The sequence below is a fragment of the Psychrobacter sp. AOP7-C1-14 genome, from assembly GCF_052376135.1.
Lineage (GTDB): Bacteria > Pseudomonadota > Gammaproteobacteria > Pseudomonadales > Moraxellaceae > Psychrobacter.
Window position 1 is genome coordinate 515934 of record NZ_JBQSVH010000001.1, and the last position, 17205, is coordinate 533138.

16 protein-coding genes and 2 tRNA genes are annotated in these 17205 nt (G+C 43.1%); 2 read left to right on the forward strand and 16 right to left on the reverse strand.

Annotated features, from left to right (window positions below; genetic code table 11):
• Positions 1 to 27: 27 nt before the first annotated feature.
• From ACT3QN_RS02255 to ACT3QN_RS02270, 4 genes are all read right to left on the reverse strand, one after another.
• The gene (locus tag ACT3QN_RS02255; protein WP_444522360.1) at positions 28 to 753 is read right to left on the reverse strand and encodes a 16S rRNA (uracil(1498)-N(3))-methyltransferase; all 726 of its coding nucleotides are present in this window, start codon (positions 751 to 753) and stop codon (positions 28 to 30) included.
• Positions 750 to 2306 (reverse strand): 3-deoxy-D-manno-octulosonic acid transferase, encoded by a 1557-nt coding sequence (locus tag ACT3QN_RS02260; protein ID WP_444522361.1) that lies wholly within the window; start codon positions 2304 to 2306, stop codon positions 750 to 752. The genes ACT3QN_RS02255 and ACT3QN_RS02260 overlap by 4 nt, the downstream gene beginning before the upstream one ends.
• Before the next feature lie 132 nt (positions 2307 to 2438).
• Entirely contained in the window at positions 2439 to 3953 is a 1515-nt protein-coding gene (locus tag ACT3QN_RS02265; protein WP_444522362.1) for a tetratricopeptide repeat protein, read from the reverse strand.
• A 117-nt stretch (positions 3954 to 4070) separates the two neighbouring features.
• Positions 4071 to 5708 (reverse strand): cardiolipin synthase, encoded by a 1638-nt coding sequence (locus tag ACT3QN_RS02270; RefSeq protein ID WP_444519419.1) that lies wholly within the window; start codon positions 5706 to 5708, stop codon positions 4071 to 4073.
• Between the two features lie 301 nt (positions 5709 to 6009).
• Between ACT3QN_RS02270 and ACT3QN_RS02275 the strand changes: the two genes are divergently transcribed.
• Together ACT3QN_RS02275 and ACT3QN_RS02280 are read left to right on the forward strand one after the other, a co-directional pair.
• Positions 6010 to 6085: transfer RNA gene (locus ACT3QN_RS02275), tRNA-Val, on the forward strand.
• Between the two features lie 37 nt (positions 6086 to 6122).
• Positions 6123 to 6199, forward strand: a tRNA-Asp gene (locus ACT3QN_RS02280).
• Positions 6200 to 6350: 151 nt separating this feature from the next.
• Here the strand turns inward: ACT3QN_RS02280 and modB are convergent.
• The 12 genes from modB to surE all read right to left on the reverse strand — a co-directional run bounded on the left by modB (position 6351) and on the right by surE (position 16856).
• The gene (gene modB, locus ACT3QN_RS02285) at positions 6351 to 7052 is read right to left on the reverse strand and encodes a molybdate ABC transporter permease subunit (protein ID WP_444522363.1); all 702 of its coding nucleotides are present in this window, start codon (positions 7050 to 7052) and stop codon (positions 6351 to 6353) included.
• Positions 7053 to 7098: 46 nt separating this feature from the next.
• On the reverse strand, positions 7099 to 7962 hold the full coding sequence (gene modA / locus ACT3QN_RS02290) for a molybdate ABC transporter substrate-binding protein (protein WP_444522364.1): 864 nt from the start codon (positions 7960 to 7962) through the stop codon (positions 7099 to 7101).
• Positions 7955 to 8446, reverse strand: a complete 492-nt coding sequence (locus ACT3QN_RS02295) for a molybdenum cofactor biosynthesis protein MoaE (protein WP_444522365.1) — start codon at positions 8444 to 8446, stop codon at positions 7955 to 7957. Before ACT3QN_RS02295 ends, modA begins: the two co-directional genes overlap by 8 nt.
• 63 nt (positions 8447 to 8509) lie before the next feature.
• Positions 8510 to 8791 carry a MoaD/ThiS family protein gene (locus ACT3QN_RS02300; RefSeq protein ID WP_444522366.1) on the reverse strand — a complete coding sequence of 94 codons (282 nt, stop codon included), beginning with the start codon at positions 8789 to 8791 and terminating at the stop codon, positions 8510 to 8512.
• A gap of 97 nt (positions 8792 to 8888) precedes the next feature.
• Positions 8889 to 9395, reverse strand: coding sequence for a cyclic pyranopterin monophosphate synthase MoaC (moaC, locus tag ACT3QN_RS02305; RefSeq protein WP_444522367.1), 507 nt, complete (start codon positions 9393 to 9395; stop codon positions 8889 to 8891).
• 29 nt (positions 9396 to 9424) lie between these two features.
• On the reverse strand, positions 9425 to 10123 hold the full coding sequence (gene mobA / locus ACT3QN_RS02310; RefSeq protein WP_444522368.1) for a molybdenum cofactor guanylyltransferase: 699 nt from the start codon (positions 10121 to 10123) through the stop codon (positions 9425 to 9427).
• 52 nt (positions 10124 to 10175) lie between these two features.
• On the reverse strand, positions 10176 to 10706 hold the full coding sequence (moaB, locus tag ACT3QN_RS02315) for a molybdenum cofactor biosynthesis protein B (protein ID WP_444522369.1): 531 nt from the start codon (positions 10704 to 10706) through the stop codon (positions 10176 to 10178).
• Positions 10707 to 10800: 94 nt separating this feature from the next.
• Entirely contained in the window at positions 10801 to 11913 is a 1113-nt protein-coding gene (moaA, locus tag ACT3QN_RS02320; RefSeq protein WP_444522370.1) for a GTP 3',8-cyclase MoaA, read from the reverse strand.
• 130 nt (positions 11914 to 12043) lie between these two features.
• On the reverse strand, positions 12044 to 13339 hold the full coding sequence (locus ACT3QN_RS02325; protein WP_444522371.1) for a molybdopterin molybdotransferase MoeA: 1296 nt from the start codon (positions 13337 to 13339) through the stop codon (positions 12044 to 12046).
• 406 nt (positions 13340 to 13745) lie between these two features.
• Positions 13746 to 15044: a lytic murein transglycosylase gene (locus tag ACT3QN_RS02330; protein WP_444522372.1), complete on the reverse strand. Its 1299-nt coding sequence runs from the start codon at positions 15042 to 15044 to the stop codon at positions 13746 to 13748.
• Positions 15045 to 15113: 69 nt separating this feature from the next.
• Entirely contained in the window at positions 15114 to 15902 is a 789-nt protein-coding gene (locus ACT3QN_RS02335; RefSeq protein WP_444519394.1) for a peptidoglycan DD-metalloendopeptidase family protein, read from the reverse strand.
• Positions 15903 to 16037: 135 nt separating this feature from the next.
• The gene (gene surE / locus ACT3QN_RS02340) at positions 16038 to 16856 is read right to left on the reverse strand and encodes a 5'/3'-nucleotidase SurE (protein ID WP_444522373.1); all 819 of its coding nucleotides are present in this window, start codon (positions 16854 to 16856) and stop codon (positions 16038 to 16040) included.
• Positions 16857 to 17205: the final 349 nt, after the last annotated feature.

Genomic DNA, 17205 nt, shown 5'->3' on the forward strand with positions numbered 1-17205 from the left:
TCAATAGTTTAGTGCTAGCGATTTTCTTTACTTAAGCAACCACTGCCCTAAAATTGCATTGACCGCCGCTTCCGTACGCAGGATACGAGAGCCGATGTGTACAGGCGTGCAGCCCTGTGTTGACAGGAGTTCTACTTCATAATCGATCCAGCCACCTTCAGCGCCTATGCAGACTATATTCGGCAGCTTTTGTGATGATTGCTGTTGTAAAAACTCGGAAAAAGACTGCTGACTGTAAGGATGTGCGATAATTGCACGATTGCTCCTTAAGTTTGCAAATATATCTTCAACAAATGGCTTAAAGCGTTTTTGTAGTGTAATACTAGGAACGATGGTATCGATGCTTTGTTGCAGGCCTTCTAATACAAACTCGTCAATCCGCTCAAGCATTGGACTTTGCCAGTAGCTTTTTTGGGTACGGTAACTATTGATAAGAATGATATCGCGCACACCCAGCGCTGTCATATCCATGATCAATCGCCTTAGCACCTTAGGACGCGGCAACGCCAGAATGACAGTTAGATCCAATTTTGCTGGCGGCGCAGTATTAAGCTGAACGTTATTTAACCGAATACTATCAGAGGTAATATTTTCAATGACAGCCGTACCAAGATTGGCACCAATTTGTCCAATTTTAAGCGTATCACCGATGTTTGCGCCCAGCACTTTGGTCACATGGCTGACTTGAGATAAGGTATCGATTTTTGCTGTATCTGATGAGAAATTCTCAGCGGGCAATAATATACAGTTCATAAGCTATCTTGGTTAGAAGACAGTTCGATAACGTCTTCAATCATCGTAAATTGACGTGTCAGTACCGCTTGCTGCTGCACGGTTATTTGCTCGCCTGCTTGCCCTGCCTGTGTAGCCAATGTCAAATTGCTTAGCCAATTCTCCAGCTGTACATAGATACTTGCAGCGTCTTCATGGTTATAAGCGGTCTTCTTATGAGAGGGTTTATTGTTTGCCTTTAACTGGTTATCACTTGCCATCTGTGGATCTGTTTTATTTGAACTATCTGACTCAATCGGACAATAAGAGTCATTACTTGGCTGATATAAAGCGCCTACACTAGCCAATTTATCTACCACGCTTTGGCATGATTGAGTATAACGCCCCATCAGTACAGGCGTAGCCACACTTGCAGGCTCCACTGGGTTATGTCCACCAATATCTACCAGCGAACCACCCACCAATGCTACATTTGCCAATGTATACCAAGTCATCATCTCACCCATACTATCTGCTAGATAGACTTGCGTGTCTGCATCAATCGCGTCACCATCACTGCGACGAGCCATGTTTAGCCCAGTTTTTTGAATGAGATCTGCTACTGCGTCAAAACGCTCAGGATGCCTAGGAACGATAATGAGCAACGTATCTGCTAATGCAGACTGAGACAGTAGTTGCTGCTGTAATAACAACGCTGCTGCCTCTTCGCCATCATGAGTACTCGCAGCTACCCACACAGGACGGTCTGCTATACCAAACTCTGCTCGTAGATCAGCTTTCTTATTATGAATACTGTTATTTTCTACCACATTATCATCGAGTTTAGACGCATTGATCACCCATTTTAATGAGCCTGCCACACGAATTTGAGCGCTACTCGCCCCTAATTGCCGAAAGCGTTTGGCAGAATCGCCGTCTTGCGTAATAATCAAAGAGAGGTTTTTCATCATACTGTCGCTGACTGCGCCAATCTTTTGATAACTCTGAAAAGAAGAGGCAGATAATCGACCGTTGACCAGAATACTTGGAATACGATGCTCGGATAACTTGGTCAAGATATTTGCCCACAGCTCTGTTTCTACAAACAGTGCAGCGATAGGCCAAACATGGGTCAAAAAAGTCTCAATAACAGCAGAGCTGTCAACTGGCACATAGCTATGACTCATCTGACCCTGAGCTATCTTTTCTGCAAAACGACTGGCGCCACGGGCAAAACCTGTCTGAGTCGTATTGGTCAACCATATTTGATAGCCATTGGCCAATAACATATCTAGTAAAGGCGCAACCGTATTGGTCTCACCTAATGAGACAGCATGGCACCAAATTACCCCTTTGTCGATATTAGCATTTACCACTGGACGCGATGGATACTGCTTGCCAAAACGCTGATCGACTTCCTGCTGATAATTGTCATTTTTATGAGATCGACGCCACACTTGCAGACGATATAGTGGCTTTAACAATCCAATAAGAGACTGATAATATAGAGGTGTCTTATGTACCGCACGACTAGGCTGTGATACAGGATCAATTAGATTTGAAGCGTTGTCAGAAGTGGTATTAGATGATGGCATGGAACAGCCCAGATTAGTTATGAATCAAACAATAAAAGGGGAAATGTAAAGCGCGCTAATTCTACCTGAATTTAAGCGGCAACAATAAGCTTTTAAAAAGTTACTGAGTAAATAGTTATTAGATAATGATTGTTAGATAATAACTATTATCAATAGAGCGACTGCGATGATTGCGCCAATTAACAGCTGATAACGCTTGGTGCTATGCTGCTCTTGCTTCTGTGTGGTCAGCAGCATTTCTGCTTGCTGCCATTGCTTGACCAGATTGGCCGCTTCTGCATGACCATTATCCGCTGCTTGCTCTAACCAGTATTTACCGCTATCTATATCTTGGGATACCCCTACTCCTTGGTAGTACATTTTACTGAGTAGGCGTTGAGCACGGCTGTCGTTTTTGCTGGCGGCTTGATTGACCCATTCTACGCCAGATTTTTTAGAATTATCACTGTCCGCTGTCAAACCTTCGCCTAACAGCTCATACATGGCTAAACGTAACATAGCCGCTGTATTACCATCTTTAGCAGTAGCTTGTAGTATTAGCATAGCTTTCTTTTTGGCTGCGATGTGATTATCTGAAAATATAACTTGGCGACGGGGTTTGTTTTGTTTGGCAATATGCCGCTCGAACTGATCCAGTACTTTACGCGCTTGCTGATACTGCATATCACCAGTTGGTTGTGGTACCGCTATCTCGTCTAACTCTATGAGCAGCTGCGCAAACATCTCTGGCGTCGATGTATTCTTTACAGGTGACGTAGGGTTAGTTGGTTGTTGCGCTACTTTAGTCAGTTCAGGCTTTATTAGACTTGCTGACTCAGAAGGTACTACGCGTGCCTGCAACTCAGTTACCGTAACAGATGTGGCTAAGCCACTCTTACTATCAGTTAAAACTGCATCGGCTTGTTTACGCTCAGCCTCTACCCCTACTTCCTCTGATTTTCTAAGGGGAGTATTTAATTGGCTAGTACCGACATGCGCACCTGAATCTGTATCCGTGCTTGGAGCGATGCTCTCAGTCACTTGATGAGTGGTTACTTTATGCGTTGTTGCTTTACCAGCTGTTAATTCGGACGTTGAATTAACATTACTGCTTACAATATTTGGTAGTCTAAGGCTAACTGCTTGATACAGCCCACTATCTACTTGCCCGCCCTGTACTGCGTCAAACTGTCGATCAATATGACCAAACAGACGCAGCCCTATTGGCTCTAAGGCAAAAAACAAGCGCTCTGTACCCACGTTGTCATTCTTATAACCAACTGCCATATGCTGATAAAAATCATCGGTGATCAATGACAGCTCAGGGTAACGTTTCCGTAACTCAAACTGTCCATACCAATGTGGTTTGCTTTGCCACTGCTGCGCCAATACACGACCTGCATAAAACGCCAAAAACACCATAAAATTACGATAGCGCTCATCGACCAACAGCATCGCCTCATTCCATATACCGCTCTTGATCATTTCTCGGCGCACTTGAGACAATAGCGTGTCGATACGCTGTAAACTCTCAAGTGACTCGTCTAGCATACAGGCACACAGCTCAGTCTCGTAGGCGATACCACCTGCAATAGGACGCCCAGCTAAAAAATCTTGCCAGTAGCCTTCTGCAGTATAGTCCAGTGGCGTTAAAGATGATGCAGACATAGACGGGCGTGACCTCTTTGCAAATAGACAAATTAAAAACTATAAGCTATAAAAGTGATATATTGATACGACAATATATCGATAATAATAGATTACCTTACCTTAAAAATCAGAGTGCTACAATAAAGGACTAAACAAGCGCACAACATTATCAAACAAGCGTTTTGATCCGTGACGCTGTTGCCATTCATCACTATCCAGGATTCGGCAGTTTTCTAAATAGACTTCCTGACAGTCCGCTACTTGGGCGACCATTTCTGGCGTATAAATCGCCAAACTGACTTCCATATTTAAATAAAAGCTGCGCATATCAATATTGACAGTGCCAAATAAACAGTAATCATCATCAATCACCACTGTTTTTGCGTGTAGCAGACCGCCCCTAAATAATGCAATCGTTACTCCAGCATCCAATAATTCTTGATAATAAGCCTGCGAGGCGTGCTGCACCAAAAATGAGTCAACCTTTTCAGGCACAATAATCGTTACATCAACGCCACGCTTAGCCGCTATCGCCAGCGCACCCGATAGTGATTCATCTGGTACAAAGTAAGGTGTGGTAATACGGATGCGCTTATTAGCACGATGAATTACGGTAACTAGCGTATTGTAAATCACATGAGCCGTCAGCTGCGGTGCTGAAGGGATAAGTTGTGCCAACACCTTGTCTACGACAGGCATTTTTGGTACGACAATCGAAGTGGCACCAATATCTGGCTGTTCGTGAGGATCCGTCGTATCCTCCAATACTTTCACTCGACTATTCAGATCATTGATGGTTGGATTCATCACATATAACTTACGGGTGTAATTATTAACTCGCTGATGCAGCTCAGCAAGATTGTCATTATTTTCAGCACCGATATCGGTAACAATGACCTTAGCCATCGCTGTGTTGATACTCATAGAATGCTGACCGGTCGTTCTTAGTGCCACATCAATCCATTGACCAACGTTTTTGTTTTGCTTAAAAAACCTTGGATCGACCAAGTTAAAACTACCGATATAGCCGATATGTTCATCGATAACCACCATTTTTCGATGATTGCGCAAATCAGAACGTTTAAATAATGTCTTGAACAACCCTACTGGCAATGACTGATGGACATAGACACCTGCTTTTTCTAATTTACGATGCACGCTACTATTAATAAAGCTAAAGCTGCCTACACTATCGGCCAATATATGACATTCTACGCCGCGCTGCGCCGCTACGGATAGCGCTTCTATGACTTCTAATACCTGGCCTTTTGGATAGACAATATAAAATTCCATGAGGACAATATGCTGGGCAGCATGAATGTCTTCAATCAAACGCTGAAAAATAGAAGCAGGATCCGTGAGCAACTGCATTTGGTGGTCAGGAAATACCCCAAGCCCTGTCCAGCGTGTTCCTATCTGGCTAACACCACGGTAGTTGGCTGGTAGTAAGTCTTGCCCTTTGTCAAAAATCAGGTTTTCACGCTGTGCCATATCATTCATCAGAATACTTGCTTGATCCACGCGGTCACGATAGCGCCGCCCAATCATCGGCTCACCGAGCAGGATGTAAGCAATAAAACCAAATACTGGTAACGTATAAAGTACAGCGACCCAAGCAATAGACACGCCAATATTGCGCTGCACAGAAACCACTCGCAGCGTCATTACTATCATAAGTACAATATTCAGCACCAAGCCTAGACCCGCCAAATCTCCCAAAGTCCAGCTGGTAAAAGTATCTTGAATAGTAAAAGTATTTATACTGGCCTCCATCAACCATATTTAGCAGACAATATGTGCTCAACGAATAAAGCATCCATAGTATAGTAGTTTTTCAGCACCAAACAACAAATAATGATAATAATTAGAGTTTTGGCAATGCTATATAATACAAGGCTTTGCGTGCCATTTCGTATAGCTCACAAGGGCAGTTTATAATTATTTTCTAAAAATATGAAAATAATATTTGACACCCAACTGTAAATCTATATAATACACACCCACAGCAACGGAGCTTAGTGACAAACTAAAGAGCTTGGTTGATGTTGAATAAATTGCCTAGCAATTGTTCGAAGGGTGATTAGCTCAGTTGGTAGAGCGTCTGCCTTACACGCAGAATGTCGGCGGTTCGAATCCGTCATCACCCACCACTTCTTAGCAAGTGGCTAAACAAGCTAAGAGACCTAAGCAGCGGTAGTTCAGTTGGTTAGAATACCGGCCTGTCACGCCGGGGGTCGCGGGTTCGAGTCCCGTCCGCTGCGCCATATTTAAAACGAATTTAAACCTTTGGGTTTAAGCAAGTTTCGCCTCAAGCATTAGATTGTTTGAGGTTTTTTTGTGTCTATGGATTTTGTTTAAGTCTCACCTATATAGCTGTGCTAGCTAATACTTAACTTATATGCGAATTTTTCTATACTATGGACGTTGACTTATTCGACTCACACTAGCGATTAACGCCACCATCACTATACCTATAATAATTAAAATACCAGACATCATGTGCGCTACCTCATAGTTGAGCGCTTCTACTTGCTCATAGATAGCAACCGATACCACCTTGGTTTCGCCTGAGATACTGCCCCCTATCATCAGTACAACCCCAAACTCTCCAATCGTATGAGCAAAGCTCACCAAACTCCCCAAAATAATACCCACGCGCGCTTGCGGTAAGGCCACTTTCATAAACCGTCGCATACGGCTTGGTTCTAAAAGATGAGCGACCTCCGTGACACTTTTCGGAATACGTAAAAACTGTGCATAAACAGGCTGTATATAGAACGGTAATGAGTAAATAATACAACCAATGACCAAGCCCTCAAAGGTAAAAATCAACGGGCTAATATTATGCTCGTTTAGCCATTTACCGATGCCCATGCTAGGACTGAGCAGTAACAATAGATAAAAACCAATCACGGTAGGTGGTAGCACCAGAGGCATCGCAATGATGCCCATGAGCAGTATCTTGAGACGTCCTATTGCCTTTATACGACTCGGCTTAGCCAACCAATAAGCGATAGGTGTCACAAATAGCAATAGACATAAAGTAGTCACAAAAGCGAGCTTGATGCTCACCCAAAATGGACTGAGCATATCTGACATAAGAGACTGGTCAATCATATAATGTCACTGCTCGTTCTATGATGAGAGGGGTTAGTCTAACGTATTACTGGACGGCCAGATAGCCTGCTTGTAAGAAGTGCTGCTGCCCTGCTTTTGAGCGCAGGTAGTCGGTGAAGTCTGCTGCTTGGTCAGTGTTATTAACGATTATCCCATCTTGTAAGATAGCTGGGTAAGACGCTGGCAGCAAAGTAATAAATTGCTCAGGCTTGACTTTAATCGCAACAAGCTGAGACTGCGCTACAAAACCATAGTCCACACTACCCGTATGCGCATATTGAAATGCTTGACCGATATTCTCTGACTGTATCAATTTTTTTTGAGCATTCAACTTATCATACATATTTTGTGATTGCAGATAGGCTTTTGCAGAGGCACCATAAGGAGCAAGATCAGGGTTAGCGATAGCTACTTTACTGTCCTGAGTAAAGTCAGCACTGGTAAACATATCACCCAGCGATGTTGGCGTAAAACCTTTTAAAGGTTTGGTGACACTATAGAGCCCTAGTTGACCTCTGGTATACGTAAAAAGCTTGGTTAGTTTACGCTCTTCACTAGTAACACTAGCGGAATTCTCATCAGCCAATTTAGCAGGGAAATCTTGATTGGCAGACAAGAATATATCATAAGGTGCCCCTGCTTTGATTTGCGCATATAACTTACCAGAAGAAGCATAACTAACTTCAATCTCTGAAATATTTTGGGCAGATGAGCTGTTATCAGTCTGATAGCTATCAATAATATGAGGTAGTACATCAGATAAGTTAGCAGCCGCAGCGATACGCAATGTGTGAGGTTGCTCAGTGATATCATCAGCAAGCGGCGTATTAGCGTCTTTGTCTTGCGTACAAGCATTTAGTAACAATAGCAGACCAGCAGATACACAGACCGTAGCTAATGACTTAACCATTATTACTGAGCCATTTAGACGAATCGTCTTCGTAGTATTCTTGCTTCCATACAGGAATATCCGCTTTGATGGTATCTAATATCCAGCGACAAGCATCAAATGCTGGATAACGGTGCGCTGACACTACTCCAACCCACACAGCCACATCGCCAATTTCTAGCGCACCAATTCGATGTATCGCAATAGCATGCGTAATTTCAAAACGCTTTTTGGCCTCTTCTATAATGGCACGGCCCTGATTGATTGCCAAATCTTCATAACCATAATAGGTAAGGCGATCAACGCTGGTGGCATTATTATGGTTGCGCACTCGCCCTTCAAAGCAAACAAACGCACCGCAGCTGTCATTATCTAACGTGCCTTTAAGCCTATCCTCATCTATAGCAATATCTAGTAGCGCAAAACCATCACGCTCGGCGATAAGGTAAGCTTCGTCAGTACTCCGTTTGATGGTCATTGAGTGATCGTGGACATTATCGGTCATGTATTTTCTCTGCTTGCTCTACTTATATTGGTTCTGGCTTTATAGCTTATTAATCAGTCTCATTTAACCACCAGCGACTGGGGTAATAAACACCACGCTATCACCATCATTTATCTGGTCAGTCCATTTAGCAAAATAGTCATTTACTGCAACGCGTAGCTCTGACTGTGGACGGCTAAAGCGATGCTTTTGACTAAGCTGTTCGTATAATTCAGTTAGTGACGTATCCTGCTGTACGCTTACTGTCTCTTGCTGACAATTTGCCTCATCAGCCAAACTAGCAAAATACATGACGTTGATATTCATCGTTGATTCGATATCAGCGGTCATATCGATAGCACTCATAACCCTCTCCATCTTATACAAGCTTCCTTGCTTGGCATTTAGCATATCTTTATTGATTAATTAATTGATTGATGACGCACTCTACAACTTTGTCACTTTAAGCATGACTGTAATCTGACTTGCCACCTGTCTTTTTCATCAGATGAATATCATCTATAACGATGTCATGCGATAGCGCTTTGGTCATATCATAGATAGTCAAGCAAGCAACGCTAACCGCTGTTAGCGCCTCCATCTCAACCCCTGTCTTATGCGTAACCTTGACCATCGCACTGACCGTGATGCTGCTGAGCGCGTCGTTGTACTCAAAGCTCAAACCTATCTTGTCTAGCGGTAGTGGATGACAAAGCGGTATCAGATCATGAGTGCGTTTGGCCGCCATGATACCAGCAATATGAGCTGTTTGTGTAATGCTACCTTTTTTGGTCATACCATCAGCTGCTTTAATCTGCGCATAAATCTCACTGGGAAAGCGTATCTGACCAGTAGCATTAGCTTCTCGCGTCGTTGCTGTCTTACCACTGACATCGACCATGGCAATATCACCATCACTGTCCAAGTGAGATAAAGTAGATTGCTGATTTATCTGAACGCTGTCACTCATTTATATAACCTTTCTTATATGATATTTTTTTATTTTTGTAGAGCGGCACATGCCTGCTTAAAATCTTCAGGCGTATTGAAGTTGGTTAGATTTTGCCACGCTTTGCTAAATGGTACAGGTTGCACAGTCGGCTCAATAAACTGCATCACCTTACGCTGTCCGCTATCTATATAGACCTTTAAATCAGGCTCGATGTTTAACTGATACAGCCCTAACAATGGATACAAATGACTGTCGTCTTTTAGGCAAATTACTTTCTCATCAGCGGCAAGGCTCATTTTACATTGTAGTTTCTGCCATAAGTCAGTTGCTGGTATTAAGCTATCGCAGCTGATAACCAGTAACCACGATGCTTGTACGTTTTTTGATGCACCTGAATCATTCAAACCGATCAATGTTTGTAAGGCTGATTCGATAGCGACCAATGCGCCGCCAGTATCGATCTGCTTATCAGAATCAGAGCCGTAATCACTAATATGTATAACAGGCGAATTGGGGTTCTCTAGATTTATATCTGAACCAACTTGAAAACCACGCCTATTATCTGCAATCAAGATTGGAGTATTTAACTTGCTCGCATGACGAACATGATAGTCTAGCAGCTGCTCACCTGACGGTAGCGTCAGCATTGCCTTAGCCGTTCCCATACGTCTCGATGCCCCGCCTGCCAAGATAACCACACCGGCTAAACTGGCCAAATTATCCAAAGTATTTGAGCGCTGTGTCATTATACCTTTACCATCAAACTCAATTGCATGTCACTCATAGCTCAATCGTGGCTTAAGTATGATTGGGATTTTGTGCCAAAAAATGCGGCACAAAGTTACACGGACGAGTACGACTATCAAACTGATCTTTTAAGATATTTTCCCAACCGGTACGGCACGCACCAGAAGAACCTGGTAGACAGAATATACCCGTACCATTGGCCATGCCAGCAACTGCTCGTGATTGTACGGTAGACATACCGATCTCATCTTTTGAGATTAGACGGAACATTTCACCAAAACCATCAATTGATTTATCAAACAGTACACTCACAGCTTCTGGCATGCTATCTCTAATAAAGAACCCTGTGCCGCCAGTTGTAATAACCGCATGAACGTCTGGACTAGCAATCCAACCACTAATGACTGCGCGAATCTGGTAAATATCGTCGGTGATTAATTGACGATCTGCCAAGTGATGCCCTGCTTCGGTCAAGCTATCTACTAAGTACTGGCCTGACGTATCCTCTGCCAGCGTCCGGCTATCAGAAACGGTCAATACAGCGATATTAAGTGGTGTAAATTGTGCAGCAGGCTTACTCATAAATAATCCTTTATAGGTGTTATTTTATAATGGTATTCAAGATTCGTTGTATCAAAAAAGCTATGTTAAAAAATGATTGCAGGCTCAAAACATCTTAGCCGCCGATGATCGACAGATTGTGCATGATGCCACTATTAGAATCATGCAGATGATGGTGCTCAGGCTTAATTGGCATAAAGCTATGCAAAGTGTTCACCAGTCCTTGGATATCGCCTTGCTGTAAGTATGGACGGATATCATAGTTGCCTTGATCAAATAGACACAAATGCACCTTGCCCTGGCTACTTACCCGCAGGCGATTACAAGTATCACAGAAGTGCGCCGCATATGGCGCAATCATACCGATACGACCGACGTACTCAGGATGGCTGTACTCTACTGCTGGACCATCGGCACTACCGCGCTCGTGCGGCTGCCAGCCATTTTCTAACAAATAATCAGTGATAATATCAGATTGAGCATGCTGAGCAAAAAACAAATCGCTATTATCACTGGTCTGCATAAATTCAATAAAACGATAGGTCACTTGTCTGTCTTTGACATAGTCGATCGCCGTGATTAAGTTCTCAAAGGCAGTCTCTGCCATTAGGACACTATTTATTTTCAGCTTGATATCAGTTGTTTCTAGCAATGTATCCATGTCAGCCAATATTTGCGGCAAGGTATCAAAGCCTGTCATCTTGTGAAAAGTAGCGGCATCGAAGCTGTCCATACTGATATTAAGCTGATCGAGTCCAGCAGCTTGCCAGTTGGCTATATGTTTACCTAATTTATAGCCGTTACTGGTCATCGCAACCGTCTCAATACCGTCCGTTTGCTTAATCGTTTTGATAATTTCGACAACATCACGACGAATAGAAGGCTCACCACCCGTGATTCTAACTTTCTTAGTCCCTACTTGGGCAAAGCCACGCACCAAGGTCGCAATTTCAGAGATACTCAGCTCATCATCAGGGCGCTTACCTTGATAGCCATTTGGTAAGCAATATTCGCAGCGAAAATTACAGAAGTCAGTAATCGACAAGCGCAAATAAGTCAACCGGCGTGAAAACCCATCAGTCAACGGCTGGTGGTATTCACTCATCTGCTCAGTAGGCACGACTGAGAAAGGCTCTATATAGCTATCAGATAATGCAGGTGTCAAGCTCGGTGAATACAGTTGCGAGCTATCTATTTTATGTTTGTCATCTATGTTGTCATCAATCATATGTTACTGCCATCAGTACTGCTTACTATAAGCACTACTTTGTTATTCGTGTTTAGCATACCAGTGTAAGGTTATAGAATGGCTCTTTCACTTTGTACAACCACCTTACAATAAATTGGCAAACGATGAATTAGCGATGTAGCCAAGGAAACGGTTGTACAACGACATCATGACCAGCTGCTACGTTCCCACTGTCTTTGTCCAACACAATAAAGCAATTAGCGCGGCTCAGCTGCTTGATTCTATGTGACTGCTGCCTTGAGAAGCACTCAACTTGATAATGACCTTTCTCGTCTCGTGACAATACACCGCGCTGAAAGTCTTTGCGACCAGGAGATTTTCTGATATCACTGATGAGTTTGGCTTTGATAGTTAGTGACATCGGCTGCTCCGACACGCTAGCACCTGACATTTGCCATAATGCAGGTATCACAAACTGTAGCGTACCCACGACCGTAGAGAGCGGATTGCCCGGTAAGCCAAAATACAATACTGGCTTATCGAGGTTTTTGTTCAACTCACCAAATACAAAAGGCTTACCAGGCTTCATTGCCACTTTATAATGGTTAATCTGACCTAGCGTTTCAATTACAGTCGTTAAAAAATCATAATCCCCAACTGAGACACCTGCAGTAGAGACCAGCACATCACAGTCTTGCATGGCCTCATTGATTGCAATAGTTGTCTGCTCTAAGTTATCAGGAATAATGCCATAATCACGAATAGTGATAGGCATATCTGATAGCAGGCTTTTTAGCGTTGGGGTATTAGAGTTATATATTTGGGCGAAGCTTTGTAGCTCATTACCAATAGCTACAAGTTCATCACCTGTTGCCAGCACACCGACGACGGGCGGTTGAAACACGTTAACTTGGCTAACACCAAGGTTCGCAAGTAAGCTAATATCTGCAGGATTCAGGCGCTTGCCAATTTTTAAAACGGCTTCACCAGACTCAATTTCCTCACCTTGTGAGCGAATATTGTTGTCAACTTTAGCAGCCTGTGTGAGCGTGATGTTGTAAGGTCGAGATTTATCAACGGTCGCTCTGATATCTGCAAAGTTCGTATTCTCTTGCATAATAACTGTATCACAGCAATCTGGTACGATTGCACCAGTAAAAATGCGCACCCCTTGCCCCGCTGCTGTTTCACCAGTATAAGCACTGCCAGCTTGCGACTCACCAACGATTTCTATCGTACTTTTTTCTGATAACTCACTACCTATGGCAATCGCATAGCCATCCATCGCAGACAGGTTTTGTCTCGGCACATCGAAAGGCGAAGCTATATCTTGAGCCAGTATATGATTTAGGCTGTCTAGCAACTCTCGAGTGTAAACGGCTCTTTTTTGTAGCGGAAAGTCGGTAATATGATAATTATCTATCCGTTGCTGTATCGCAGCTTGTAATTCTTCCATGGTAATCATAAGGTCACGCTCTTTCTGTCGTTCTAATTATTCGTAATCGAAACTGTTATTAAAAATGGTCTTTGTAAAATGTCATTGGAAACTATGAGTAAAAGTCATCGTTAAAGAACACATTATCTAGAGTCTATCATTCAAAGTATCAACTTTCTTGTATTAACCTTGTCCTGATAAGTTTTAGATAAAATCAGATTGAACTGGTCTCAGTATTTGATATTTATTGCATTATTCATTGAGTTAAAGATGTCGGTAAAATCAAACATAGATTGAGACAAAAAAAGCACCTAGGCAAGGTGCTTTTTATAGAACAAAGTAAACTAACGCCTAATGACCAGTGGCTAATAAACAATGACTAAGTACAATTAAAAATAGTCACCTTTATCCACTGTATCATCGCAGCTATCTTAGCTCACCAAGACGCTAATGAAGACGCACTTTTTTGAGTAATGAATCCATCTGGCGTCTGACCATTATCTGCTTGCCAGCGCTGGAACGCCATGCGAGTATTGGTACCTACGATACCATCAGCACCTTTGGTATCATAACCCATACTAGTCAAACGACGTTGTAAGTTAGTCACTTGCGTGGTCGATAATGGACGCTCATAACGAGGCCATGACTTTCGTAGACCGCTTTGTCCATCAATTGACTTACCAAGCAAGCTTACTCCTAGTGCATAGCTAGATGAGTTGTTATAGACTTTAATTACATCAAAATTTGGGCTCAACAGCAATACTGGACCGTCCTTACCGGCTGGCAACCATAGCTCCATTTGAGTATTGGCATCTAAGTAAACATCCTCTATCGTATCGACGCCCATCGCAGCCCATCTGGCAGCAGGTTGTTTGCTACCAACTACTGAGTAATCAAACGAAGCTGGTACGGTTGCCTCGTAAAATGGCGCTAAGCCACGAACCCAACCTGAGTTACTGAGATAGTTGGCCGTTGATGCTAGTGCATCACCAGTGGCCCAAGGGTTACGATGTCCATTGCCATCACCATCGACACCTTGTTTGAGCCAAGTCTCAGGGATAAACTGTGTTTGCCCCATACCGCCAGCCCAAGAGCCATCCAACTGTGACCATGATACGTCACCACGTTGTAGCAGGGTCGCTAACGATAGTAACTGCGTTTCAGCGAACGCTTGACGACGACCGTCATAAGCAAGGCTAGCAAGCGAACTTGGCAAATCACTATTACCCGTCACAGCACCAAACGATGACTCCATACCCCATATCGCAGCGATAATCTCTGCATTAACCCCATACTGAGACTCTAGCTGAGACAAATAAGCACGCTGCTCGGCAAATTTGCGTTTACCTACACTGACACGTCCACTTGATACAGCAGAATCTACGTATTCCCATGGCATCTTAGAAAACTCAGGCTGGCCCGAGTCTAACGATATCACTTGCTGATTTAGATAAGCAGAATCAAGTAATCGATTGATCACTTGGGTATCATAGCCTGACGATACGGCACGCATAGAAAAGTCTGACTTCCAGTCAGAAAAGCTAGTATAGCTAGGTTTGGGCGCAGGCTGCGGCTTGACCACTGGTGCAGGTGTTGGCTTGACCTGAACGGTTTGAGTTTGAGTAATCTCAACGCCGCCTTGACGAACAGGTTTACTCTGCATTGCTTGCTGACTCGTACACCCAACCATCACTAATGCTGGCACAAAGGTGAGGTATTGCTTTTTTAATCTCATAAAAAATCTCAAACATGAATAAATAAAATGGCTCACAGTCGCCAAGCTATCCGTAGCTATTATCTAAATCTAACGCCCAAGTACGCTACGCGGGTCAATAGGATTACCATTTAAGCGAACTTGAAACTCTAAGCCTACCTCATTGGTTTGACCACTGCTACCCATACTAGCAATACGTTGACCACGCTGTACTGTATCGCCTTCTTTTACTAGCAATTGACTGTTGTGCGCGTAAGCTGTGATGTAATCATCGCTATGACGAATCATAATTAGATTGCCATATTCTGGTAAACCATTGCCTGAGTAAAGCACAGTTCCCGATTGGCTGGCAAGTACTGGATCACCAACTTTACCTGCAAACCACATACCCATATTACCTGCAGCAGGGTCAATATTACGCGTCACTGGATTGCGCGTAGGATAGTCATAACCAGAGGTTGAGTTGGCAGTGGCTTCATAGGCTGGTGTTTGAGATTGGGTCACAGGTGGCGTATAAGTTGGTTGAGATTGAACTGGGGCACTGTAGCGATTGTTACTTGCAGTAGTTGCCGCATTGCCTTGCCACAGTTTAAGCCATTGACCACTATAAATCGTGTATTTACTATCTAGATTGTTCATCGCCCCAATTTGACGGTAGTTCAATCGATAGCGCCCTGCAATTTGGCTGACCGTATCGCCGCGTTGTACACGATGATAGTTAGGGACGCCTTGCGCGTTAGTAATAATCTTAGGACCTGCCTGGTTCGCTGATTGATATGTAGGCTTAGTTGCACAACCGACTACAGATAGAGTAGCGACTGCCATAGTACCGATCAACGCGGCTTTAACAAGGTGCGCTCCAGCTATGATTTTTTTCATACAAGGTTCCTATTCTTTGTGTTGCTCTTTTATGGTTTAATCATTCAAAAGCTCTTGATATCACTCAAAAGTTTTTTGACATTCTCATAACACGGTTGTGTTTAGTAAGCTGGTGTGGATGATATCTTATAGTGTTTATAGCGCAAGTGTTGATAATCTATCTAGCGCTACCGTTGGCGTATGATGTAGACGTACTGGTGACAAGCTGACACACCCTGCCTCTATGGCTTGATAATCCGTCATTATATCCTGATTCACCTGCATCGTATCAACTGACGTCTCTAATGGTCGCGCACTTTTGCATTTGCGTAGAGACAACCAATACGCATCCCGACCCCGAGGATCTATCATGTGACGTACTGGCTGAGCGACTTGCTTATGACCTAATGAGGTTATTTTTCGACCTTTGATATCATCGGTATGCTGCACGTCAGGAATATTAACGTTTAATACATGATAGGGCAAATTTTTGAGAACCTCTAAAATCGAAGTTTCAGTAAGCAATTTGACAATTTCATGTGCGGCCACTTTATAATCACTGGCTGATTCTTGTCCGCCATTTTTGACGCCCCCACCTACCAAAGACGTTGCAATAGCAGGAATACCAGATAGTTGCGCAGTCAATGCAGCACCGAAGGTACCAGAGAACATCACATCTTGCCCCAAGTTAGCCCCTGAGTTAATGCCTGTAATTACACAGTCAAAATCAGTATCACGATATAACTCATGTAATGCTAAATAAATACAATCGGCTGGTGAGCCATTTACCGCCACAAACTTAGAGGGCAGCTGGTGCGTATGCAGTGGTCTTGAGACACTCAACGCGCTAGCATAACCGCTTTGTTCATCATTGGGGGCGACGACGACCACTTCACCAATAGCTGATAATGCTTGAGACAGTGCCAATAACCCTGGCGCATATACACCGTCATCATTACTAATTAAAAATCTCATTTCTACTCAATATGTGATTGATATTTTATTGCTTACATTTCTATTGAATAACTCTGCTGTCGTACAGTCTCTGATTAAAACAGCCATCAAATGACGATAACCATATTCAAAGTAAAAACATATTACTTTAATTTTCCAACAACATGACGCTTCAGTCTAGTAAAAAATAATCATTTTGATGGCATAGGCGATTATAACTGAATAATATAAAGACACGAACCCTGTCTTGAGCAAAGTATCATTCTTAGTATTACGCTGATGATTATATGATAAAAATGACGTGACAAAATCTGCGTCAAATAGACAGTAATTACTCGATTAAGCATCGCGTTACAATACGCAACACCCT